This window comes from Rhodovulum sp. 12E13 (assembly GCF_003340565.1).
Lineage (GTDB): Bacteria > Pseudomonadota > Alphaproteobacteria > Rhodobacterales > Rhodobacteraceae > HLUCCA09.
The window spans coordinates 155,807-179,068 of record NZ_QPLK01000008.1 but is presented as its reverse complement, the minus strand read 5'-3'; the positions used below and the strand labels follow the sequence as shown (position 1 = coordinate 179,068).

Here is a 23,262-nt window from a genome sequence, read left to right as displayed (position 1 = left end):
GGCCATGATCGGCAGGATCAGCGACCTCGCCGGCCCCGTCTCCCGCTCCCTCGGGCCGCCGCGCCGCGCTCGGGCCGGAGGGGGCCCAATGACCCCGGCCCCCTCCATCATCTTGGGTGAAATACTCCGGGGGTCCGGGGGCAGCGCCCCCGGAGATCGCCACTCACGCTCGCCGGCGGGGACATGCTGCCGGCCGATCGACGGCGCGCCGATCTGCGCGCGCCGCCGCAGCGGATCGTCCCCGCGATTCCCGCGCCGTCGCTCAGGACAAAAGCCGGCGGGCGATCACCTGCGCCTGGATCTCCGCGGCCCCCTCGAAGATGTTGAGGATGCGGGCGTCGCACAGCACGCGGCTGATCGGATATTCCAACGCGAATCCGTTGCCGCCGTGGATCTGCAGGCCGTTGTCGGCGCAGGCCCAGGCCACGCGGGCACCGAGCAGCTTGGCCATGCCGGCCTCGAGGTCGCAGCGCCGCTCGGCGTCCTTCTCGCGGGCCGAGAAATAGGTGAGCTGGCGCGCGACCATGATCTCGACCGCCATCATCGCCAGCTTGCCCGACACGCGGGGGAACTCGATCAGCGCCTTGCCGAACTGCTTGCGCTCCTCGGCGTAGCGCATCGAGATGTCGAGGGCCGACTGCGCCACCCCGATGGCCCGCGCCGCCGTCTGGATGCGGGCGCTCTCGAAGGTCTGCATGAGCTGCTTGAACCCCTCGCCTTCCTCGCCGCCGAGCAGGTTCTCGCCCTTCACGCGGAAATCATCGAAGTTGACGGTGTATTCCTTCATGCCGCGGTAGCCGAGCACCTCGATCTCGCCGCCCGACAGCCCCGCGTCGGGGAACGGCGCCTCGTCGGTGCCCGGCGTCTTCTCGGCCAGGAACATCGACAGGCCCCGGTAGTCGGACGTGTCCGGCACGGTGCGGGCCAGCACCGTCATCACGTGGGTCCGGGCGGCGTGGGTGATCCATGTCTTGTTGCCGTTCAGAACCCAGTCGTCGCCATCGCGCACGGCCCTCGTGCGCAGGGCGCCAAGGTCGGAGCCGGTGTTCGGCTCGGTGAAGACCGCTGTGGGCAGGATCTCGCCGGAGGCCAACCCCGGCAGCCAGCGCGCCTTCTGGTCATCGGTGCCGCCGCAGATGATGAGCTCGGCCGCGATCTCGGACCGGGTGCCGAGCGAGCCCACCCCGATATAGCCGCGCGACAGCTCTTCCGAGACGACGCACATCGCGGCCTTCGACATGCCGAGACCGCCGTGCTCCTCGGGGATGGTCAGGCCGAACACGCCCATTTCCGACAGCTCCTCGATGATCTCCATCGGGATCAGGTCGTCGGCGAGGTGCCATTCGTGGGCGACGGGCTCGATCCGGTCGACCGCGTAGCGGCGGAACTGCTCGCGGATCATGCCGAGCTCGTCGTCGAGCCCGGCATGGCCGACGGTGGCGTTGGCCGACTGCTCGCGCATCAGCTCGACCAGCCGCGAGCGGGCGGCCTGGGTGTTGCCGTACTGGGTGAGCGTCATCACCTCGGGCGACATCAGCACGCGCATGTCGTCCTGGCTCAGTCCCATGTCCTGCAGGCGCACGATCTCGCCCTGGCTCATCGGGATGCCGCCGTAGATCTGCCAGAGATACTCGCCGAAGGCGATCTGGTGGATCAGTTGCTCGATCTCGCCGAAAGCGCCCTCGGCCTGCAGTCGCTCGGCCCAGCCCTGCATCTGGCGCAGCGATTCGACATAGGTGGCCAGCCAGGCGAAGCCGTGGGCCGCGGTCTGGTGCGCCTCGACGAGCGTGCCCGAGACGCGATCGCCGTCTGTCACCATCGCCTTCACCGCCCCGCGGGCGGCGGCGAGGATGTGCTCGGCCGGGCCCACGGCGGCGCCGGTGAGCGAGAGCAGGTCGGGCAGCAGCGCCACCTCGGTTTCGGCGGTCGCGACATCCTGTCCGTCGTGGGGCATCTGTCCTCTCCTCTTTCGTCTCGCCGCCGTCGGGCCCGGCGGCCCCGGATTGCCCGGTCACATAGGGCCTTCGCAGGTGCAGCGCAACAATTATTCAAGTCTTCAGTCGGGCGCGCACGAATGTGTCCCGAACCTTTGCGGCCTCGCCGCAGACCTAGCCCGTTCGTCGCCGGGGCCACCCCCGCGGCGGCGCGAAACGTCGCGGGCCATCTGGTATCCGGCCATGGATCGGGTAAGGCGGGGCCATGCTCGGGCTCGACCTTCTGACATTGCCGCTTTTCCTGGCCGCCTGCGCGGTCGCCTTCGTCGCCGGCGCGGTGAAGGGGGCGGTGGGCTTTGCCATGCCGATGCTGATGATCTCGGGCCTCGGCAGCTTCCTCCCGGCGGAGGTGGCCGTCGCCGCGCTGATCGGGCCGACCGTGGTGTCGAACGGCTTGCAGGCCTTCCGGCAGGGCGGCCGTGCGGCGCTGGAGGCGCTGCGCACCCATCGCCGCTACCTGCTGATCGCGGGCGTGATCCTCGTCCTGGCGGCGCAGCTGGTGCCGCTGCTCGACGGGCGGGCGATCCTTGCGCTGATCGGCGGGCCGATCGTGCTCTTCGGGCTCGCACAGCTCGCCGGGTGGCGCCCCGTGATCGGCCCGGAGGCGCGGCGCCGCTCCGAGGTGGGCTTCGGCGTCGTGTCGGGATTCTTCGGGGGACTCTCTGGCGTATGGGGGCCGCCGATGGTGATGTATCTCACCGCCCTCGAGACGCCCAAGACCGAGCAGGTTCGGGTGCAGGGCGTGGCCTTCGGCCTCGGCGGCCTGATGCTGCTGTCCGCGCACCTGCAATCGGGCGTGATGAACGCGCAGACGGCGCCTCTTTCCGTGGCGCTGATCGCGCCGGCAATGCTCGGCATGTGGGCGGGCTTCCGCGTCCACGACCGGCTCGACCAGGCGCTGTTCCGCCGGGCGACCCTGGTGATCCTCGTCATCGCGGGGCTCAACCTCGTGCGCCGCGCCCTCGCCGGCTAGGCCCGCGCGTCGGGGCCTCAGAAGTGGATGACGCGGCGCAGACCGTGGCTGTCGCGGTCGGTCAGGTTCGGCAGACCGGCATGGGTACCGCGGGCCATGCGGGTGCCGGTCAGCGCAAGCATGCAGGCGTCGAGCAGGTCGTCGGGCGCCCAGTGCCTGCGTCCGTCCGGCAGCGCGGCGGCGAGCCGTGCAAGGTCGAAGCCGGCTTCGGACAGCAGGTCTTGCCGCGCCCGGAGGCCCTCGGGGCGATGCTTGCTCGGCAGGGTGCGGCCGGCGCGATGGGCAAAGCCGATCTCCGGGTGGCTCTCCCATAGCGGAGCGTCGGGGTCGGCGCGGCACAGCGCGTCGATCTCGATGATCCTGGGGCAGATCATGAAGCACTGTTTCGAGATGTGCTGCCCCTTGCGGAAGTGGCCGAGCAGGTCGCCATAAGTGCCGCCCGCCGCAAGGATGGCGAGATGGGCACGGGTCGGAGAAGGGAAGACCCGCGAGCCGACCCCCGCGATTCGGTCGATGTTGCGTTCCGAGAGGAACCGCCGTGCCGCTTTGTCCGCCGGGCGGGGGCCGTCGTCGGGGCCGTCCATCAGCCCGATGGGGATGTCGAGCGCGACGACCTCGGCGAGCGCGGGCAACCGCTCGGCCTGAACGATCCGCGCCTCTGCCCGCTCGGGCGCGCCGATGGGCATCGCGACCGTCAACCAGCCAGACGGACAGCCATCTGCCCCCGCGACGCGCACCGGCTCAGCCGATCGCCACCGCCTTCACGTCGTCGTCGATGTGCGGCACGTATTGTTCGAAGTTCTCGGCGAACATCTCGACCAGCTTCTTGGCCTGCGCGTCGTAAGCGGCCTTGTCGGCCCAGGTGGCGCGTGGGTCGAGCAGCTGGGCGTCGACGCCATGCACCGTCACCGGCACCTGGAAGCCGAAATTCTCGTCCTTGCGGAAGGTCGCCTCGTTCAGCGAGCCGTCGAGCGCGGCATGCAGCAGCGCGCGGGTGGCCTTGATCGGCATCCGGTGGCCGGTGCCGTGGGCGCCGCCCGTCCACCCGGTGTTGACCAGCCAGCAGGTCGCGCCGTGGGCGGCGATCTTTTCCTGCAGGAGCTTGCCGTAGACCTCGGGCCGGCGCGGCATGAAGGGGGCGCCGAAGCAGGTCGAGAAGGTGGGCTCGGGCTCGGTCACGCCGCGCTCGGTGCCGGCGACCTTCGAGGTGAAGCCCGACAGGAAGTGATACATCGCCTGCGCCGGCGTCAGCCGCGCGATGGGCGGCAGCACGCCGAAGGCGTCGCAGGTCAGCATGATGATGTTCTTCGGGTGGCCCCCCATCCCGCTGTCGGACGAGTTGGGGATGTAGTCGAGCGGGTAGGCCGCGCGCATGTTGGCCGTCAGCGAGTCGTCCTCGAAATCGAGGGCGAAGGTCTCCTCGTCGTAGACCATGTTCTCGATCACCGTGCCGAACATCGAGGTCGTGGCGAAGATCTCGGGCTCGGCCCTGGGCGAGAGCGAGATCGTCTTGGCGTAGCAGCCGCCCTCGAAGTTGAAGGTGCCGCGATCCGACCAGCCGTGCTCGTCGTCGCCGATCAGGATGCGCTCGGGGTCGGCCGAGAGCGTCGTCTTGCCGGTGCCGGAGAGGCCGAAGAACACCGCCGCGTCCACGGGGTTGTCGCGGGCATGGTTGGCCGAGCAGTGCATCGGCATCACGCCCTTCTCGGGCAGGATGTAGTTGAGCAGGGTGAAGACCGACTTCTTGTTCTCGCCCGCGTATTCGGTGCCGCCGATCAGGATCAGCTTCTTCGAAAGGTTCAGCGCGATCACGGTCTCGCTGCGGCAGCCGTGCCTTTCCGGGTTGGCGGTGAAGCTCGGGCAGTTGATGACCGTGTAGTCGGGGGCGAAGCCGTCGAGCTCGTCGCGCGGGGGCCGGCGCAGCATGTGGCGGATGAACAGGCCGTGCCAGGCGAGTTCGGTCACCATGCGCACGTTGATCCGGTGGGCGGGGTCGGCCCCGCCATACAGATCCTGCACGAACATGTCGCGCCCGGCCATGTGCGCGAGCATGTCGGCATGGAGCGCGTCGAAGCCTTCGGGCGACATGGGGCGGTTGTTCTCCCACCAGACCGTGCCCTCGGTCTCGGCGTCGCGGACGACGTGCTTGTCCTTCGGCGAGCGGCCCGTGTAGGCCCCTGTGGCGACGAGCAGCGCGCCCCCCTGCCCGAGGCGGCCCTCGCCGCGCTTGAGCGCCTCCTCGACCAGCGCGGACTCGGCGAGATTGTAGTAGACGGCGCCCAGCCCGCTCATTCCCTGATCTTCGAGGCGATTGGCCGGGTTGACTCGTCCGATGTCCATGCATGTCTCCCAGGGGCTGCGATGACGGGCCGCGCCACCGGCGGATAGACGCGGAGACGCCGTTCGCCGGAGCGCGGCACCGCGATTTGCGCCCGCTATACCACGGCACCCCGGTCGGGAAACCGCTGCGAGCGCAAGCGTTAGCGCCATCAGCCGCAGTTAGCGCAACCATAGGGGCCGACGCGGCGGCTCGACCGCGCCCTTACCGTGCCTTGCCCGCCGCTTGTGATGCAAATTAGCCATTCCTTGACGAAATGGCGGTTGCCTGCCCCCGCACGGAGCGGTCGATTCGGAACTTCCAGTTGATTCGGTGGGGCTCAGGCGCGAAACTGCCGCAAAACGGCATAATCGGGCAGAAAGGATCAGGCGCCATGTCGCGGATCGCACTCGTGGACGACGACCGGAACATTCTCACCAGCGTGTCCATGACGCTGGAGGCCGAAGGCTTCGAGGTGGAGACGTACAACGACGGGCAGTCCGCGCTGGATGCGTTCAACCGCAAGCTGCCCGACATGGCGGTGCTCGACATCAAGATGCCCCGCATGGACGGGATGGACCTGCTCCAGCGTCTCCGTCAGAAGACGTCGATGCCGGTGATCTTCCTCACCTCCAAGGACGACGAGATCGACGAGGTGCTGGGCCTGCGTATGGGCGCCGACGACTACGTCAAGAAGCCGTTCAGCCAGCGCCTGCTGGTCGAGCGGATTCGCGCGCTCCTGCGCCGGCAGGAGGTGATCGCCAAGGACGAGCTCGGCGAGAATGAGCAGGCCCAGGTGATGGTGCGCGGCAACCTCACGATGGACCCGCTGCGCCACGCCGTCACCTGGAAGGGCCGCGACGTGACGCTGACGGTCACCGAGTTCCTGCTGCTGCAGGCGCTCGCGCAGCGCCCCGGCTTCGTCAAGAGCCGCGACCAGCTGATGGACGTGGCCTACGACGACCAGGTCTATGTCGACGACCGGACGATCGACAGCCACATCAAGCGCCTGCGCAAGAAGATGCGCAGCGTCGACGACGAGTTCTCGGCCATCGAAACGCTCTACGGGATCGGGTATCGGTATAACGAGGAATGAGGCCCCGTCAGGGGGTCGCAGAGCGGAGGGGCTGACGACGGCGCCGGGCGGCGCCGCGCCCGGTCTGCTCCGAAGGGCCAGAAAGGCGAGGCGTGCGCGACACCGACCGTCCCCCTGCTGACGAAGTCGTTCTGGGCGAGGACTGGGTCAGCCCCGACCATGCCGAGGCCGAGGTGCGCCGTTCGCGCGAACGGCGCGGCCTGTTCGCGCTGAACCGCTCGCCGCTCGCCCGCAAGATCATCACGTTCAACCTGATCGGGCTGCTGATCCTCGTCGCGGGGGTGTTCTACCTCAACCCCTTCCGCGACAGCCTCGTGGTGCAGCGCGAGGCGGGCCTTGCCGCCGAGGCGGAACTCGTCGCCGACGTGTTCGAGGTCCAGATCGCGCCGGCCGGCGAGACCGTGGCGACGCCCGACGCCACGCTCCCCGGCATCGATGCGCAGCGCACCCTCGAGGGCGTGTCGATCTCGGGCGGGGCCGAGGCCTTCGTCTTCGGGGCCGATCAGGGCCTGCTCGCGGCCGCCGCGGGTCCGGCCGCCGGTCGGGTTCAGGCCCCCGAGGGCTCGACGCTGATCACCGACTTCCTCAACGCCATCTGGGACGGGTTGTCCTACGTCATGGGGTCGGGCTCGCGCGGGGGCGAGCGGCTGCCAGCCGAGGAGCAGGCGCGCGCCCTCGTGTCCGACGCGCTGACCGGCGAGACGGTGCTCCGCACCGGTATCGATGCCGAAGGGGGCACCAGCTTTGCCGTCGCCACGCCCATCCTGCGGGGCGACGAGGTGCTCGGCGCCGTGGCGCTCGTCTCGGCCTCGGGCGAGATAGACGCGCTCGTGCGCTCGGAGCGCGAGCAGGTGCTGCAGATGTTCGTCATCGCCATCCTCGTGTCGATCGGCCTGTCGCTGGTGCTCGCCTCGACCATCGCCAACCCGCTGTCCGACCTCGCGGCGGCCGCCGAGCTTGGCCGGGATCGCCAGACCCGCAACATCAGCCCCGGCCGCGTGCGCATCCCTGATCTGTCGGGCCGGCCCGACGAGATCGGTCGCCTCTCGGCCGCCTTGCGCGGCATGGTCGCGGCGCTCTACGACCGGATCGATGCCAACGAACAGTTCGCCGCCGATGTCGCCCACGAGATCAAGAACCCGCTCGCCTCGCTGCGCTCCGCCGTCGGCACGCTGCGACTGGCCAAGCGCGACGACCAGCGCGCGCGGCTCTGCGACGTGATCGAGCACGACGTGCGCCGCCTCGACCGCCTCGTGTCCGACATCTCCAACGCCTCGCGGCTCGACAGCGAGCTGGTCAAGGAAGAGGAGGAGGCGTTCGACCTCGTGCGCATGCTCAACGCGGTCTGCGAGCACCATGCGCAGGCGGCGCGGGAGAAAGGTGTCGAGTTCATCACCGACATGCCGCGCGCGCCGATGATGATCTACGGTCTCGAGGCGCGGCTGGCTCAGGTGTTCGTCAACCTCGTCACCAACGCGGTGTCCTTCTGCGAGGAAGGCGACGCGGTGCGCGTCTGGGCGCGCAGGCGCGAGAACCGGGTACTGGTGGTGGTCGAGGATACCGGCCCCGGCATTCCCGAGCAGGCGCTCACCAAGATCTTCAACCGCTTCTATTCCGAGCGGCCGCCGGGCCAGTTCGGCGACCATTCCGGTCTCGGCCTCGCCATCTCCAAGCAGATCGTCGAGGCGCATGGCGGCGTGATCTGGGCCGAGAACATCCGCCCCACCGACGCCGATCTCACGTCGGAGCCGCTCGGCGCCCGCTTCGTCGTGGGCCTGCCGGTCTGAGCGCGATGGCGGCTGGCACCCGTCCCGCCGCCCCGCACCTGCCGCCCGCAGGCGCGGCAGGAGGCGCGCCGCAGCCGACCAGGAATGCGCCAGCGGGCGAGGCCGGGGGCGGGCCGACGTGCGATCGTGACACGGGCGCGGGCGTCGGGGGCGTCGCCGCCGCCACCCTGCATGCCACGACCGTCGCCCACGGGGGGCAGGCACTGCTGATCCGGGGCCCGGCCGGGTCGGGCAAGTCGGCGCTGGCGCTCGAGCTGCTCGCCCGCGGCGCCTGCCTCGTCGCCGACGACCGGACCGTTCTGACCCTAGAGGCAGGCCGCCCCGTCGCCAGCCCGCCGCCCTCCATCGCCGGCCTGATTGAGGCGCGCGGCCTCGGCCTGCTGCGCCTGCCCTGGCTGGCTGGCGTGCCGGTCGCGGCCGTGGCCGACCTGTCGCAGGCAGAGACCGAGCGCCTGCCGCCACGGCGCACGACCGTGTTACTCGGCCGCGAAGTCGCCTTGTTTCGCCGTGTGGAGGACGCACATTTCGCGCCTGCGCTGCTGATGGCGCTCGCTCACCCGCCGATCGATCCCGACGCTCCGCTCCAGGCCACGCCATGACCGCCCCGGACCGCTCCGCTCCCCAGACACCGCCGGACGCGGCCGAACGGGCGCGCGCCGAGGGCCCTCGGCCGGTGCTCGTCACCGGCCCCTCGGGCGCGGGCCGCTCCACCGCGATCCGCGCGCTGGAGGATCTGGGCTTCGAGGCGATCGACAACCTGCCGCTCTCGCTCGTCCCCCGCCTGCTCGACGGCCCGCCGCGCCCCGACCGGCTCGCCCTCGGTATCGACACGCGCAACCGTGATTTCTCGACCGCCGCCCTGCTCGAGTTGATCGACCGCGCGCCGCCGCCCGGTTTCGACGTGCTCTACCTCGACTGCTCGGCCGACGTCCTGCTGCGCCGCTTCTCAGAGACGCGCCGCCGTCACCCGCTCGCCCCCGCCGAGACCCCGCTCGCCGGCATCGAGCGCGAGTTCGACCTGCTCGCGCCGATCCGCGACCGTGCCGACATCCTGGTCGACACCTCGGAACTGACGCTGCACGAGTTGCGTGCCGAGATCGACCGCTGGTTCGGCGGCCCGACGGCGCAGCGGCTCGCGGTTTCGCTGCACTCGTTCTCCTACAAGCGCGGGCTGCCGCGCGGGATGGACATGGTGTTCGACTGCCGGTTCCTGCGGAACCCCTACTGGGACGACGCGCTGCGCGACCTCGATGGCCGCGACCCGCGGATCGCCGCCTACATCGCAGAGGATCCGCGGTTCGACGCCTTCTTCGGCAAGGTCGCCGAGCTCGCCGACCTGCTGCTGCCGGCCCATGTCGAGGAGGGCAAGGCGCACCTTTCGGTCGCCTTCGGCTGCACGGGGGGGCGCCACCGTTCGGTCGCCATGGCCGAGCGGCTGGCGAAGGCGCTTGCGGGCGCGGGGTGGCGGGTGTCTATTCGGCATCGCGAACTGGAGCGTCGCGCTCTGGCCGGCGCCGGCGGCGGGGCGGCCGTCCGCCGGGGCGTCGATGGAACTGGGTCGGTCCGGACGGGCCGGGGGAGTGCAGGGTGATCGGCATCGTGATCGTCGCGCATGGCGGTCTGGCAGGGGAATATCTCGCGGCGGTCGAGCATGTGGTCGGCCGCCAGGCCGGCATGAAGGCCATCTCGATCGCGCCCGATCACGACCGCCTCGCCAAGCAGAGCGAGATCTGCGCCGCGGCCGACGCCGTCGACGAGGGCGACGGCGTGGTGGTGGTGACCGACATGTTCGGCGGCTCGCCGTCGAACCTCTCGCTGCGGGCGAGCGCGCATCCGGGCCGGCTGATCCTTTACGGGGCCAACCTGCCGATGCTCATAAAGCTCGCCAAGTCTCGTGACCTGCCGGTGCGCGAGGCGGTGGACGGGGCGCTCACGGCGGGGCGGAAGTATATCGACGCCTTCGAGAGCGATGCCGGGCTGACGGGCTAGGGAGAAGCAGGGATGGACGGACCGGCACCGGGCGCAAGCCGCGAGGTGGAGATCGTCAACGAGAAGGGTCTGCACGCCCGGGCGGCGGCGAAGTTCGTCGAGACCGTCGAGCGGTTCGATGCCGTCGCGACCGTCCGCCGCGACGGCATGGAGGCCTCGGGCGACAGCATCATGGGGCTTTTGATGTTGGCAGCCTCGAAGGGAACGACTATTGAGATCGAGACCCGCGGGGGCGAGGCCGGCGCGTTGGCCGACGCGCTCGCCGCGCTCGTCTCCGCTCGCTTCGGCGAGGACATGTAGGGCTGCCGAGGGGCGCAGCAGAGGGCGCAGGACGGACGGGGAGCGCTGCGGTTTGGTCGAAAGCACCCAGCACCGAGGGATGATGATGCATGGCGCGTCGACCGCGCCCCTGAAGGGGCAGGGCGACGGCACGACCCTGAAGGACAGGCCCTACGACCGCCGGCGGCTGTCCTACGCGCATACCTTCACCAATCCGTGGCAGGTGCGGACCATCCAGACGATGGAGCTTCTCACCGGCAAGATGCGGCTGCTGCGGCTGATCCGGAAATTCGAGGCGATGGGGGTGCCCGAGGGCCAGGCCTTCTGGAAGCAGGCGCTCGACGTCATGGGAGTCGAGCTTCACACCCCGCCCGAGCAGATCGCGCGCATCCCCGAACGCGGGCCGCTGGTCGTGGTCGCCAACCACCCGCACGGTCTGGTCGACGGGATGGTGCTGGCCGAGCTGGTGGGCCGGGTGCGGCAGGATTACAAGATCCTGACCCGCTCGCTCCTGACGGGGGTGGCCGAGATCGACCGCTTCATGATCCCGGTGCCCTTCGCCCACGAGGAAGACGCGCTGCAGCAGAACCTCGAGATGCGCAAGCGCGCGATGGATCATCTGCGCGAGGGCGGCGCCATCGTGCTGTTCCCCTCGGGCGTGGTGGCGGCGTCGGAGACGATGTTCGGCGCGGCCGTCGAGCGCGAGTGGAACCCCTTCACCGCCAAGATGATCCAGCGCTCGGGCGCGCGGGTGGTGCCCGTCTACTTCCCCGGCCAGAATTCGCGCTGGTACCAGATGGCCAACCGCGTGTCGTCGACGCTGCGGCAGGGGCTGCTGCTCTACGAGGTGGTCCACGCGCTGAACCGGCCGCAGGCGCCCGTCGTGGGCCCCGCGATCGAGCGCGGCGAGGTCGAGGCCTGGGCGCAGAACCCGCGCGGCTTCGTCGCGTGGCTACGCGAGCGCACGCTGGGGCTGCGCGGGGCCTGACCGGGCCCTCGCCCGGGCGGCCCGCGCCGCGCGGCCGACGCGCCCCACCCGCCCACCCGCGCGCCGCCCGCGCGGCGCGGGCCGCCCGGGCGAGGGCGACGGGCCTGCGTTCACCAATCGTTAACCATGCCATTGCCAGTCTGGGGCATGCGCCCGGTGGTCCTCTCTCTCGCTGTCGCCGCCCTGCTTCTGCCGGGGTGCGACAGCCCCTCGCCGCTGTCGTCTTTCGCCGGTGTTCCGGCCACGCGCGTCGAGGTGGCGGGCTCGACCTTCTCCGTCCGTGTCGCGGGGCGCGAGGCGCAGGCGGTGCGCACGAACTTCGACCTGCGCGCAGGCAGCCGGGGGCGCGAGATCGTGCCCCGCGCCGGGATCGCGATGGAGCGGGCCTCGGGATGCCGCGTGGTGCCCGGCTCGCTGAGGGGCGATTCGTCCGTGATAGAGGCGCGGCTCGCCTGCTGAGAGGGACATATCTTGTGGATAGCCCGGACCTGACAGGCATATCCGGTGATGCCCGCTTGACTCGGGCAGCCTTGCGCCCGCACTCTGTGGTCAACGAGACTCGGGGCGGTGTGATCCGCACCCGGGCGCCGCAGGCAGGCGGCAGCATGGCACGGCGGGCCCCGGCGGGGCCCCGGACAGGCGGACCTGGGCAGGGATACCGGCGGATGCGCTTCACGCGGCTTCGGCTGAACGGCTTCAAGAGCTTCGTCGATCCCACCGACCTCGTGATCGCCGAGGGTCTGACGGGCGTGGTCGGCCCCAACGGCTGCGGCAAGTCGAACCTGCTGGAGGCGCTGCGCTGGGTGATGGGCGAGAACCGGCCCACCGCCATGCGCGGCGGCGGCATGGAAGACGTGATCTTCGCCGGCTCCGGCCGCCGGCCCGCGCGCAACTTTGCCGAGGTGTCGCTGATCATCGACAACGCCGAGCGGCGCGCGCCGCAGGGCTTCAACGACGCCGACCAGATCGAGATCGTCCGCCGGATCACCCGCGACGCGGGCAGCGCCTACAAGGCCAACGCACGCGACGTGCGGGCGCGCGACGTGCAGATGCTCTTCGCCGACGCCTCGACGGGGGCGCATTCGCCGGCGCTGGTGCGGCAGGGCCAGATCTCGGAGTTGATCAACGCCAAGCCGAAGTCGCGCCGCCGCATCCTGGAGGAGGCGGCGGGCATCTCGGGCCTCTATGCCCGGCGCCACGAGGCCGAGCTCAAGCTGAACGGGGCCGAGCAGAACCTCTCGCGCGTCGACGACCTGCTCGATTCGCTCAACGCGCAGCTCGCGGCTCTGGCCCGTCAGGCGAAGCAGGCGCAGCGTTACCGCGCCATCGGGGGCGACCTGCGGCGGGCCGAGGGCCTGCTGCTCTACCGCCGCTGGGCCGAGGCGCGCGACGCGGTGACGACAACGGCGGCCGAGCTGGCCGATCTGGTGCGCCGGGCCTCCGAGGCGGAGCGCGCCGCGCGCGCCGCCGAGGCGGCGCGGGAAGAGGCCGACGGGCGGATGCCGGCGCTGCGCGAGGAGGAGGCGATCGCCGCCGCAGTGCTGCAGCGCCTCGAGGTCGAGCGCAAGGATCAGCAGGGCGAGGCGCGCCGCGCCGAGGCGGCCATCGCGGCGCTGGAAAAGCGAGTCGCGCAGCTCGCGCATGACCGCGAGCGCGAAGCGGGGCTCAACCGCGACGCGGGCGAGAGCCTCGAGCGGCTTCTGGCCGAGGGGGAAGAGCTCGACGCGGCGCTCGAGGGCCACGAGGACAAGGCCGAGGCGGCGGCCGAGGCGGCGCGCATCGCGGCGGCGAACCTCTCGGCCCGCGAGGCCGATCTGGGCCGCGAGACCGAGGATGCCGCGCGCCTCGCCGCCTGGCATCAGAATGCCGAGCGGGCCGAGTCCGACGCCCGGGCGGCGCTCGAGAAGGCGCGCGGAGAGGCGGCCCGGGCGCGCGGCGTTGGCGAGGACGCAAGGCGCGCGCTCGACTCGGCGGCGGAGGCGGCGGAGCAGGCGACCGCCGGGCAGGACGAGGCGCAGGCGCAGGCCGAGGCGGCAGAGGAGCGGCTGGCCGAGGCCGACGCCGCCCGCGCGGAGGCCGCGGCGCGCGAGGCCGAGGCCCGCGCCGCCCATGCCGCCGCCGAGGGCGAGGCGCAGGCGATTCGCGCCGAGGCGGGAGCCCTGGCCCGGCTCGTGGAGCGCGAGGCCTCGGACGGCGCGCAGGTGATCGATTCGGTGACGGTCGCACCGGGCTTCGAGCAGGCGCTGGGCGCGGCGCTCGCCGACGATCTCCGCGCGCCGATCGCAGGCGAAGGCGGCTCGGGCTGGGCGGGCCTGCCGCCCTATGACGCGCCGCAGGGGCTGCCCGCTGGCGCCGAGCCGCTTGCCGCCCATGTCGACGTGCCCGACGTTCTGCTGCGCCGCATCGGCGAAGTGGGGCTGGTCAGGTGCGACGACGGCGCGCGCCTGCAGCCCATGCTGAAGCCGGGCCAGAGGCTGGTCAGCCGCGAGGGCGACCTGTGGCGGTGGGACGGGTTCCGCGCCGCGGCCGAGGATGCGCCGACGGCTGCGGCGCTCCGGCTCCAGCAGGTCAACCGGCTCGCCGCTCTGCGGGCCGATCTGGACGCGGCCGAGGGGCGCGCGGCCGAGACCGAGGCAGCCCACGCAGAGGCCGCGCAGGCCCTCGCGGCGGCGGGCGAGGCCGACCGGGCCGCGAGAGAGGCCCGCCGCGCGGCCGATGCACGCGCGGCCGACGCCTCGCGCGCGCTGTCGCGTGCCGAGAACGCCCGCGCGATGGCCGAGACGAAGCTCGTGGCGGCCGAACTCGCCACCGCGCGCCACGCGCAGGAGGCCGAGGAGGCCGCCGAACGCCTGGCCGAGGCAGAGGCCGCCCGCGCAGAGCTCCCCGATCTGGGGGCGGCCCGCGCCCGGGCGGAGGACGCGCGCGCGGCGGCCGAGGGATGCCGCGCCGACATGGTCGCCGCCCGCGCCGCCGAGGAAGAGATCCGGCGCACGGGCGAGGCCCGCGCCCGCCGCCGGGCCGAGGTTGGGCGCGAGATCGACAAATGGCGCGAGCGGCTGTCGAACGCCGAGACGCGCGCCGCCGATTTCGCCCGCCGCGAGGCGCAGGCCGAGGACGAGCTGCGCGAGGCGCGCGATCGCCCCGCCGCCATCGAAGAGCGGCTGGAGCGGCTTGCGGACGAGATCGACAAGGCCGAGGCGCGGCGACAGACGGCGGCAGATGCACGCGCCGCCGGCGAGACGGCGTTCCGAGAGGCCGAGCGCGCCGCGCGCGAGACCGAGCGTGCGGCGGGCGAGGCGCGCGAGGGGCGCGCGGCCGCCCAGGCCCGCGCCGAGGCGGCCGAGGCTGCGCTGGCGGCCGCTGCCGATGCGATCCGGGAGGAGCTCGAGACAACGCCCGAGGCGCTGCTCGAGACGCTCGACGCCGATCCCGAACAGCTGCCCGACACCCACGCGATCGAGGCCGAGATCCTGCGCCTGCGACGCGCCCGCGACGCGCTGGGCGCGGTGAACCTGCGCGCCGAGGAAGACGCACGCGAGGTCGAGGCCGAGCGCGACTCGCTCGCCGCCGAGAAGGCCGATCTGGAAGAGGCGATCCGCGCCCTGCGATCCGGCATCGCCAGCCTCAATCGCGAGGGGCGCGAGCGGCTGCTCACCGCCTTCGAGCAGGTCGACGAGAATTTCCGCCACCTGTTCACGCATCTCTTCGGCGGCGGCTCGGCCCGGCTGGAACTGGTGGAAAGCGACGACCCGCTCGAGGCGGGCCTCGAGATCATGTGCCAGCCGCCGGGCAAGAAGCTGTCGTCGCTGTCGCTCCTGTCGGGGGGCGAGCAGACACTGACGGCGCTGGCGCTGATCTTCGCCGTGTTCCTCGCCAACCCCGCGCCGATCTGCGTGCTCGACGAGGTCGACGCGCCGCTCGACGACGCCAACGTGACGCGGTTCTGCGACCTGCTCGACGAGATGACGCGGCGGACCGAGACGCGCTTCCTGATCATCACCCACCATGCGATCACGATGAGCCGGATGGATCGCCTCTTCGGCGTGACGATGCAGGAGCAGGGGGTGAGCCAGCTCGTGTCGGTCGACCTGAAACGCGCCGAGCAGATGGTCGCCTGAGGCCCGCCCGCCGCCCGGGCCGGGCCGCGCCCCACCCGCCCACCCTTGCGCGCCCCGGCCCGGGCGGCGGGCGGGCCTTTCGCCGCTGGCGACGTCGCTCTAGGAGAGGGACCATGGTCGCCAGAGGGCAGGACGGGTGGTGGCGCGGGCGGTGACGGCAATGCGAAAGAAGGTGGCAGCGGCTGCGGCGAGCCCCGCGGGCCAGGCCCTTCCGGCGGCCCTGATCGCCGCGCATCTGCGGCGCGCCTTCGGACGGACGGACTGGCTGGTCGAGGGCCGCGAGGCGTTGGCGGAAGAGGCAAAGGCGGGGCCTGTCATCCTCGCGCTCTGGCACGGGCGGCTGATGTGCGCGGCGCGGTTCTGGGACACCGGGTGGGGGCCGCTCACCACGCTCACCTCGCAGCAATATCCCGGCCGGCTCGCCGGGCAGGCGCTGCGGCGCTTCGGGCTGGCGACGCGGGCGATGCACGACCGCCGGCCGAACCGGGGCGAGAGCCTGGCGCTCGCGCGCGAGATGCGGGGCGGCATGTCGATCGGGGTGGCGGTGGACGGCCCGCTCGGCCCCGCGCGCACGGCGAAGACCGTGCCGCTCGACTGGGCGCGGCTGACCGGCGCGCCTGTCTGGCTGGTTGGCTTCTCCGCCACGCGCTTCTGGCAGATGGACAGCTGGGACAGGCTCGTGGTGCCCCGCGCCGGCGGGCGGGCCTGCCTGCTCTATCGCCGCTTCGGCACCGTGGACAAGCGTGCGACGGAGGTGACGCTGCAGGCCGAGCGCGCGCGGCTCGAGGCCGAACTCGACGCGGTGACCGGGGCGGCCGACCGGCGGATGGGGCATGCGGGCCCGATCTGCTGAGGCGGGCGCCGCCCGCCGTCAGTTGCGGATGCGGGTGCTGCCCCCGGTGACGCCGAAGCTTGCGGTGCCCGAGATCGCGAGGCCTGGTTCCGGCCGGGGGTCGGGGTCGTCGGCCGGCGGGCGCGGCGGGCCGTCGACCCCGCAGCCGGCGAGGAGGGCGAGGAGAGCGGCGAAGGCGGCGAGTCGCGTCATGCGAGGATCTCCTTCCAGCGGGCGATCTGCTCGCGCACCCGCGCCGGCGCCGTGCCGCCGTAGCTGGTGCGCGAGGCGACGGAGTTGGCGACGCCGAGCACGCTGTAGACGTCTTCGGTGATCGCGGGGTGGGCGGCCTGCATCTCGGCCAGCGGCAGGTCGGGCAGGTCGCAGCCCGCCGCCTCGGCTTTCGCCACGAGGGCGCCGGTGACGTGGTGCGCGTCGCGGAAGGGCAGGCCCGCCACCCGCACCAGCCAGTCGGCGAGGTCGGTCGCGGTGGAAAAGCCGGTGGCGGCAGCAGCCTCGAGCGCGGCGCGGTTCGCGGTCATGTCGGCCACCATGCCGGTCATCGCCGCGAGCGCGAGGTCGAGCGAATCGGCGGCGTCGAACACCTGCTCCTTGTCCTCCTGCATGTCCTTGGAATAGGCCAGCGGCAGCCCCTTCATCACGGTCAGCAGGGCGATGTTGGCGCCGAGGATGCGGCCGATCTTGGCGCGGATCAACTCGGCGGCGTCGGGGTTCTTCTTCTGCGGCATGATCGACGAGCCGGTCGACCAGCGGTCGGACATCGTGACGAAGCGGAACTGGGCGGAGGACCAGACCACCAGTTCCTCGGCAAGCCGCGACAGGTGCATGGCGCAGATCGTCGCGGCAGCGAGGTATTCGAGCGCGAAGTCGCGGTCGGACACCGCGTCGAGCGAGTTGGCGGCCGGGCGGTCGAACCCCAGCGCCTCAGCCGTCATCTGCCGGTCGACGGGAAAGGACGTGCCGGCGAGAGCGGCGGCGCCGAGGGGGCATTCGTTCATCCGCCGCCGGGCATCGGCGAACCGGCCCGAATCGCGGCCGAGCATCTCGACATAGGCGAGCATGTGGTGGCCCCAGGTGACCGGCTGGGCGACCTGGAGGTGGGTGAAGCCCGGCATCGGCCACTCGGCGCCGGCCTCGGCCTGGGCCAGCAGCGCGCGCTGCAGCGCCGCGAGCCCCTGCACGGCGGCGTCGCAGCGGTCGCGCACCCAGAGGCGGAAGTCGGTCGCCACCTGGTCGTTGCGCGAGCGGGCGGTGTGAAGCCGCCCGGCGGCCGGCCCGATCAACTCGCGCAGGCGGGACTCGACGTTCATGTGGATGTCCTCGAGCGCGGCGGAGAAGGCGAACTCGCCGCGCTCGATTTCTGACAAGACCGTGAGAAGGCCCTCGCGGATGGCGCCGGACTCCTCTTCCGTGATTATACCTGTCGCGGCGAGCATGGCGGCGTGGGCGCGCGAGCCCTCGACATCTTCGCGGGCGAGGCGGCGGTCGAAGCCGATCGAGGCGTTGATCGCCTCCATGATCGCGTCGGGGCCGGCGGCGAAGCGGCCGCCCCACATGGAATTGGCGGCGCGGTCCGGATTGTCGGTCATGGGCGGCTCCGGCTGGACAGAGGGAGAGACGGCATGAAGCATGGTCTGGCGGCAGCGATCTATCTGGCAATGGCGGGCTTGGCCAGCGCCCCGGCGGCGGCGCAGGACTGGTCGGGCGTCGAGGCGCTGCGCGAGGGCGACATGAAGAAGCTCGTCTTTTCCGAGCCGCAGGCCCTGCCCGACATCGACGTGGTCGACGCGGCTGGGGCCGAGGTGTCGCTGGCCGCCTACCGCGGCCAGTGGGTCGTGCTGAACTTCTGGGCGACGTGGTGCGCGCCCTGCCGGGTCGAGATGCCGACGCTCGCCAACCTGCAGGCGGCGTTGGCAGGGCAGCCCGTCGAGGTGGTGACGGTGGCGACGGGGCGGAACTCCGTGCAGGGCATCGCGCGGTTCTTCGACGAGATCGGCGTGGAGACGCTGCCGCAATACCGCGACCCCAGCCAGGAGCTCGCGCGCGCCATGGCGGTGCTGGGACTGCCGATCACGGTGATCGTCGATCCGGAGGGGCGCGAAGTGGCGCGGCTGCGGGGAGACGCGCACTGGGACAGCGAGAGCGCGGTGGCGATCCTCGAGGCACTGGCGTCGGACGTGGGTAGCTGAGCGCGGAGACGGCGTTTCGAAACGCCGTGGCCACGCGGCGGCGCCGCCGCGTGGCAAGCCGCTTCCAAGCGGCTTGGGGCAACGGCCTTCGAAGGCCGTTTTCGCCGATCAGTCCGGCGCGCTCAGGTCGGCATGGCGCGGGCAGCTCACCACGTGGTCGTTGACCATGCCCACCGCCTGCATGAAGGCGTAGACGATGGTCGGACCGACGAAGCGGAAGCCCTCGGCGCGCAGGTCCTTCGAGATGGCGCGCGACAGCGGCGTCTCGGCCGGGACCTCGTCGTCCGAGCGCCAGCCGTTCCGGATCGGGGTGCCGCCCACCCGCTCCCACAGGAAGGTGGAAAAGCCTTCCCGCGCCTCGATTGCGCACCATGCGCGGGCATTGCCGAGGGTCGCCTCGATCTTGCCGCGGTGACGCACGATGCCGGGGTCGGCGAGCAGCCGGGTCACCTCGGCCTCGCCCCAGCCCGCAAGCACCTCGGGGTCGAAACCGGCGAAGGCGTGGCGGAAGGTCTCGCGCTTTCTCAGGATGGTGATCCACGACAGTCCGGCCTGGAAGCCTTCGAGCGCGAGCTTCTCGAACAGGGCGCGCGCGTCGGACTCGGGCACGCCCCATTCCTCGTCATGGTAGGTGATGTAGATCGGGTCGTGTCCGACCCAGCCGCAGCGTGCCACGCCCTGACGCTCCCCTCCGGCAGTTCACCGACGGTTAAAGCCCGCGCCGTAGCCTGCACGCAAGTCATGGAGGGCGCTATGCGGCAAGGCGATCCGACCGGGGCCCGGGGCGGGCCGATGCGTGGCGATGACTGGCTGGCGGACGGGGCGGCCCCGACATGGCCCGACCCGAGCCCCCTGGATGCCGCGCTGGCCCTGCGCGACGGCGACATCCTGTCGATGGTGCGCCGCGCGCTGGAGCGGCGCGACGTTGCGCTCGCCTTCCAGCCCGTGGTCGCCGCACCGGATGCGGGGCGCGTCGCCTTCCACGAGGGGCTCCTGCGCGTGATCGACGATACGGGCCGGGTGATCCCCGCGCGCGAGTTCATCGGCGCCTGCGAGGCGCACGAGACGGGCCGTCTTCTCGACTGCGTCGCGCTCGAGACGGGCCTCGCCGCGCTGGTCGAGGCGCCCGACATGCGGCTGTCGGTCAACATGTCGGCCCGGTCGATCGGCTACGCGCCCTGGCGGCGCATCCTCGAGAGGGTCGAGGCGGCCCACCCGACCGTTCTCGAGCGGCTGATCGTCGAGATCACGGAGAGCTCGGCCATCCTGCTCCCCGAAGTCACCCAGGCTTTCATGGCGGATCTCCACATGAAGGGTGTGGCCTTCGCGCTGGACGATTTCGGGCAGGGCTACACGTCGTTCCGCTATCTGCGCGACCTCGACTTCGACATTCTCAAGATCGCTGCCGAGTTCGTCTTGGGTGTGGCCGACAATCCCGACAACCGGGTGCTCTGCCAGGCGCTGATCTCGATCGCCCGCCATTTCGACATGCTGGTTGTGGCAGAGGGGGTCGAGCGGCCCGCGGATGCGGAGGTGATCGCCGCCCTCGGCGTCGATTGTCTGCAGGGCTACCATCTCGGCGCCCCCGCGCTGCGCCCCGCCGCGGCCCGCCGCGCGCGCGCGGCGGGCTGAGCGGGTCGCCACCGTCCGTCCGCCACTGGCGTGCGCGCCCGGGGGCGGGCAGGGCCGCTGTGCCGCGCCGCGCCTTCTGACGCGCCGGACTGCGGGCCACCCCCGACGGCCATACCAGGCGAAGCGCCCCCGACGGGGTGGGACATGCTATCCCTTGCGCCCCACGGGTCGCGCCCCTACCCATGGGTGCCGAATCCGGTGGGGGCGGATCTCGTCCGGTCGCCCCGGGCCACCGGGCCCCCCTCTCCGGGCCACATGGAGAGGAGCACCCATGACCAACGTCGTCATCGCCTCTGCCGCGCGCACGCCCGTCGGCAGCTTTCTCGGTTCCTTCGCGAATACGCCCGCGCACGACCTCGGCGCCGCGATGCTGGAGGCCCTGGTGGAGCGGGCGGGCATCGACAAGGCCGAGGTGTCGGAGACGATCCTTGGCCAGGTGCTGACCGCCGCGCAGGGCCAGAACCCGGCGCGCCAGGCGCATATCAACGCGGGCCTGCCGCAGGAGAGCGCGGCCTGGGGCATCAACCAGGTCTGCGGGTCGGGCCTGCGCGCCGTCGCCCTCGGCGCCCAGCACATCATGCTGGGCGACAGCCACATCGTTGCCGCCGGCGGGCAGGAGAGCATGTCGATGGCGCCCCACGCGGCGACCATCCGGCAGGGCCAGAAGATGGGCGACCTGAAATACGTCGATACCATGATCAGGGACGGCCTGTGGGATGCCTTCAACGGCTATCACATGGGCAACACGGCCGAGAACGTCGCCGAGAAGTGGCAGATCAGCCGCGAGCAGCAGGACGAGTTCGCGCTGGCCTCCCAGAACAAGGCCGAGGCCGCGCAGAAGGCCGGGAAGTTCGACGACGAGGTGGTGCCCTTCACCGTCAAGACCCGCAAGGGCGACATCGTGGTCGACAAGGACGAGTACATCCGCCACGGCGCCACGATGGAGGGGATGCAGAAGCTGCGGCCCGCCTTCACGAAGGATGGTTCGGTGACGGCCGCCAACGCGAGCGGCCTGAACGACGGCGCGGCCGGTGCGCTGCTGATGTCGGCCGACGAGGCAGAGAAGCGCGGGATCGAGCCGCTCGCGCGCATCGCGAGTTACGCAACGGCCGGCCTCGACCCGGCGATCATGGGTGTGGGTCCGATCCACGCCAGCCGCAAGGCGCTGGAGAAGGCGGGCTGGAAGGTCGAGGATCTCGACCTGGTCGAGGCCAACGAGGCCTTTGCCGCGCAGGCCTGTGCGGTCAACAAGGACATGGGCTGGGATCCCGACCGCGTGAACGTGAACGGTGGCGCCATCGCCATCGGCCACCCGATCGGCGCCTCGGGCGCGCGCGTGCTCAACACCCTGCTGTTCGAGATGAAGCGCCGCGGCGCGAAGCGCGGGCTGGCCACGCTGTGCATCGGCGGGGGCATGGGCGTGGCGATGTGCGTCGAACGGCCCTGAGCCCACACGGACGGGCGAACGCCTGCGCAAGATAATTGCGCAGGCGTTCGCGTTTCTATAGCGATCGAACGCGAGCGAACTCCAGAAAGGGACAGACATGGGACGTGTTGCACTGGTCACCGGCGGCACCCGCGGCATCGGCGAGGCGATCTCGAAGGCGCTGAAGGCCGGGGGCTACGACGTGGCGGCGACCTATGCCGGCAACGACGAGAAGGCCAAGGCGTTCACCGAGGCCACCGGCATCAAGACCTACAAGTGGAACGTGGGCGATTACGACTCGTCGAAGAACGGGATCGCGCAGGTCGAGGCCGACATGGGGCCGATCGACGTGGTCGTGGCGAATGCCGGCATCACCCGCGACGCGCCGTTCCACAAGATGACGCCCGAGCAGTGGCAGGAGGTGATCGACACCAACCTGACCGGCGTCTTCAACACGATCCACCCGGTCTGGCCGGGCATGCGCGAGCGCGGCTTCGGGCGGGTGATCGTGATCTCGTCGATCAACGGGCAGAAGGGCCAGTTCGGCCAGGTGAACTACGCCGCGACCAAGGCGGGCGATCTCGGGATCGTGCGCTCGCTCGCGCAGGAGGGGGCGGCCAAGGGGATCACCGCCAACGCGATCTGCCCGGGATACATCGCCACCGAGATGGTGATGGCCGTGCCCGAGTCGGTGCGCGAGAAGATCATCGGCATGATCCCTGCCGGCCGCCTCGGCGAGCCCGACGAGATCGCTCGCTGCGTGTCCTTTCTCGCCTCGGACGACTCGAGCTTCATCAACGGCTCGGTCATCTCGGCCAACGGCGCCCAGTTCTTCGCCTGAGCGGCGACGCGCGGCCGGGCGGCTTTGCCGGGTGGGGTGCGCCCGGCCGCCCCCCCGCCCACGCGAGCCACCCGGGCGCGCCCCACGCCGCGACCCGGGCGTGCCGCGACCGGCGTTGCTTGGCCCGAGGCATTTTCCCGCCAGCGCACTCCGGGGGCGCCGCAGGCACGCGGGCAACCGGCCCCAACGGCGCGATGCGCCGCAAGCCACGCAGCGGTGTCGGGAGCGCGCTGTGGCGCCGTTACTTGAACGGGGCCATTCCGGCGCGGGCGAGTTCGTCGGCCCGCTCGTTCTCGGGGTGGCCGGCATGGCCCTTGACCCATTCCCACGTCACCTCGTGGCGGGCCTGCGCGTCGTCGAGCCGGCGCCAAAGGTCCTCGTTCTTCACCGGCTTCTTCGCGGCGGTCTTCCAGCCGTTCCGCTTCCAGCCGTGCAGCCACGCGGTGACGCCGTTCTTCACGTAGGCGCTGTCGGTGACGACGGTGATGGACGAGGGCCGCGTCAGACTCTCCAGCGCGGTGATCGCGGCCAGCAGCTCCATCCGGTTGTTCGTTGTCGCCGCTTCGCCGCCCGACAGTTCGCGCTCCCTCACCACCCGGTCGCCGTCCTTCGCCTGAAGGAGCGCGCCCCAGCCGCCCGGGCCGGGATTGCCCGAGCACGCCCCGTCGGTGAAGGCGTAGAGCCGGGTCACGGGCGGGCCCCGACGCCAGGGCGCCAGGCCGCCATGGCCCGCGGGTGCGGCGTGCGGTGCGCGCCTCGGTCGGGAGGGTGCATCTGATC

22 protein-coding genes are annotated in these 23,262 nt (G+C 71.6%); 15 read left to right on the top strand and 7 right to left on the bottom strand.

Translation table 11 applies throughout. The annotated features are described in order from the left end of the window. Positions 1–262: 262 nt before the first annotated feature. On the bottom strand, positions 263–1,954 hold the full coding sequence (locus tag DLJ49_RS09665; protein ID WP_115393328.1) for an acyl-CoA dehydrogenase family protein: 1,692 nt from the start codon (positions 1,952–1,954) through the stop codon (positions 263–265). Positions 1,955–2,199: 245 nt separating this feature from the next. Between DLJ49_RS09665 and DLJ49_RS09660 the strand changes: the two genes are divergently transcribed. Further along, positions 2,200–2,967 carry a sulfite exporter TauE/SafE family protein gene (locus DLJ49_RS09660; protein ID WP_115393327.1) on the top strand — a complete coding sequence of 256 codons (768 nt, stop codon included), beginning with the start codon at positions 2,200–2,202 and terminating at the stop codon, positions 2,965–2,967. A 17-nt stretch (positions 2,968–2,984) separates the two neighbouring features. Here DLJ49_RS09660 and DLJ49_RS09655 read toward each other — a convergent pair whose 3' ends face one another. Then, positions 2,985–3,704 (bottom strand): DUF429 domain-containing protein, encoded by a 720-nt coding sequence (locus tag DLJ49_RS09655; RefSeq protein WP_255566608.1) that lies wholly within the window; start codon positions 3,702–3,704, stop codon positions 2,985–2,987. 4 nt (positions 3,705–3,708) lie between these two features. Then, entirely contained in the window at positions 3,709–5,307 is a 1,599-nt protein-coding gene (locus tag DLJ49_RS09650; protein ID WP_115393325.1) for a phosphoenolpyruvate carboxykinase, read from the bottom strand. Between the two features lie 371 nt (positions 5,308–5,678). Between DLJ49_RS09650 and DLJ49_RS09645 the strand changes: the two genes are divergently transcribed. The 10 genes from DLJ49_RS09645 to DLJ49_RS09600 all read left to right on the top strand — a co-directional run bounded on the left by DLJ49_RS09645 (position 5,679) and on the right by DLJ49_RS09600 (position 16,394). Further along, positions 5,679–6,380 (top strand): response regulator transcription factor, encoded by a 702-nt coding sequence (locus DLJ49_RS09645; RefSeq protein ID WP_115393324.1) that lies wholly within the window; start codon positions 5,679–5,681, stop codon positions 6,378–6,380. Positions 6,381–6,472: 92 nt separating this feature from the next. Continuing rightward, positions 6,473–8,167: a sensor histidine kinase gene (locus DLJ49_RS09640; RefSeq protein ID WP_115393323.1), complete on the top strand. Its 1,695-nt coding sequence runs from the start codon at positions 6,473–6,475 to the stop codon at positions 8,165–8,167. 5 nt (positions 8,168–8,172) lie between these two features. Next, positions 8,173–8,766, top strand: coding sequence for an HPr kinase/phosphorylase (locus DLJ49_RS09635; RefSeq protein ID WP_115393322.1), 594 nt, complete (start codon positions 8,173–8,175; stop codon positions 8,764–8,766). Then, on the top strand, positions 8,763–9,758 hold the full coding sequence (gene rapZ / locus DLJ49_RS09630) for an RNase adapter RapZ (protein ID WP_115393321.1): 996 nt from the start codon (positions 8,763–8,765) through the stop codon (positions 9,756–9,758). Before DLJ49_RS09635 ends, rapZ begins: the two co-directional genes overlap by 4 nt. After that, positions 9,755–10,156 carry a PTS sugar transporter subunit IIA gene (locus DLJ49_RS09625; protein ID WP_115393320.1) on the top strand — a complete coding sequence of 134 codons (402 nt, stop codon included), beginning with the start codon at positions 9,755–9,757 and terminating at the stop codon, positions 10,154–10,156. Before rapZ ends, DLJ49_RS09625 begins: the two co-directional genes overlap by 4 nt. A gap of 12 nt (positions 10,157–10,168) precedes the next feature. After that, positions 10,169–10,456 (top strand): HPr family phosphocarrier protein, encoded by a 288-nt coding sequence (locus DLJ49_RS09620; protein WP_115393319.1) that lies wholly within the window; start codon positions 10,169–10,171, stop codon positions 10,454–10,456. An 82-nt stretch (positions 10,457–10,538) separates the two neighbouring features. Further along, complete coding sequence (locus tag DLJ49_RS09615) at positions 10,539–11,423, top strand: lysophospholipid acyltransferase family protein (protein WP_369932510.1); 885 nt, start codon at positions 10,539–10,541, stop codon at positions 11,421–11,423. Between the two features lie 147 nt (positions 11,424–11,570). Further along, positions 11,571–11,882, top strand: a complete 312-nt coding sequence (locus DLJ49_RS09610; protein ID WP_115393317.1) for a hypothetical protein — start codon at positions 11,571–11,573, stop codon at positions 11,880–11,882. A 206-nt stretch (positions 11,883–12,088) separates the two neighbouring features. After that, positions 12,089–15,541, top strand: a complete 3,453-nt coding sequence (locus DLJ49_RS09605) for a chromosome segregation SMC family protein (protein ID WP_115393316.1) — start codon at positions 12,089–12,091, stop codon at positions 15,539–15,541. Positions 15,542–15,713: 172 nt separating this feature from the next. After that, positions 15,714–16,394, top strand: a complete 681-nt coding sequence (locus tag DLJ49_RS09600; protein WP_158547439.1) for a lysophospholipid acyltransferase family protein — start codon at positions 15,714–15,716, stop codon at positions 16,392–16,394. Between the two features lie 18 nt (positions 16,395–16,412). On the opposite strand, the gene DLJ49_RS22060 is transcribed toward DLJ49_RS09600, so the two are convergent. Both DLJ49_RS22060 and argH read right to left on the bottom strand, forming a co-directional pair. Next, positions 16,413–16,586, bottom strand: a complete 174-nt coding sequence (locus DLJ49_RS22060) for a hypothetical protein (RefSeq protein ID WP_199533338.1) — start codon at positions 16,584–16,586, stop codon at positions 16,413–16,415. Then, complete coding sequence (gene argH, locus DLJ49_RS09595) at positions 16,583–17,983, bottom strand: argininosuccinate lyase (RefSeq protein ID WP_115393314.1); 1,401 nt, start codon at positions 17,981–17,983, stop codon at positions 16,583–16,585. Before argH ends, DLJ49_RS22060 begins: the two co-directional genes overlap by 4 nt. Positions 17,984–18,016: 33 nt before the next feature. On the opposite strand from argH, the gene DLJ49_RS09590 reads away from it, so the two are divergent. Beyond that, positions 18,017–18,583 (top strand): TlpA family protein disulfide reductase, encoded by a 567-nt coding sequence (locus DLJ49_RS09590; RefSeq protein WP_115393313.1) that lies wholly within the window; start codon positions 18,017–18,019, stop codon positions 18,581–18,583. 108 nt (positions 18,584–18,691) lie between these two features. Here the strand turns inward: DLJ49_RS09590 and DLJ49_RS09585 are convergent, their stop codons facing one another. Then, the gene (locus DLJ49_RS09585; RefSeq protein ID WP_115393312.1) at positions 18,692–19,258 is read right to left on the bottom strand and encodes a DNA-3-methyladenine glycosylase I; all 567 of its coding nucleotides are present in this window, start codon (positions 19,256–19,258) and stop codon (positions 18,692–18,694) included. A 117-nt stretch (positions 19,259–19,375) separates the two neighbouring features. Here DLJ49_RS09585 and DLJ49_RS09580 point away from each other — a divergent pair, with 117 nt between their 5' ends. From DLJ49_RS09580 to phbB, 3 genes are all read left to right on the top strand, one after another. Beyond that, the gene (locus DLJ49_RS09580; protein WP_115393364.1) at positions 19,376–20,215 is read left to right on the top strand and encodes an EAL domain-containing protein; all 840 of its coding nucleotides are present in this window, start codon (positions 19,376–19,378) and stop codon (positions 20,213–20,215) included. Between the two features lie 271 nt (positions 20,216–20,486). Then, positions 20,487–21,662, top strand: a complete 1,176-nt coding sequence (locus tag DLJ49_RS09575) for an acetyl-CoA C-acetyltransferase (protein WP_115393311.1) — start codon at positions 20,487–20,489, stop codon at positions 21,660–21,662. Positions 21,663–21,759: 97 nt separating this feature from the next. Then, positions 21,760–22,482, top strand: a complete 723-nt coding sequence (phbB, locus tag DLJ49_RS09570; protein WP_115393310.1) for an acetoacetyl-CoA reductase — start codon at positions 21,760–21,762, stop codon at positions 22,480–22,482. A gap of 241 nt (positions 22,483–22,723) precedes the next feature. On the opposite strand, the gene rnhA is transcribed toward phbB, so the two are convergent. Continuing rightward, positions 22,724–23,173, bottom strand: coding sequence for a ribonuclease HI (gene rnhA / locus DLJ49_RS09565; RefSeq protein ID WP_115393309.1), 450 nt, complete (start codon positions 23,171–23,173; stop codon positions 22,724–22,726). Between the last annotated feature and the right edge of the window lie 89 nt (positions 23,174–23,262).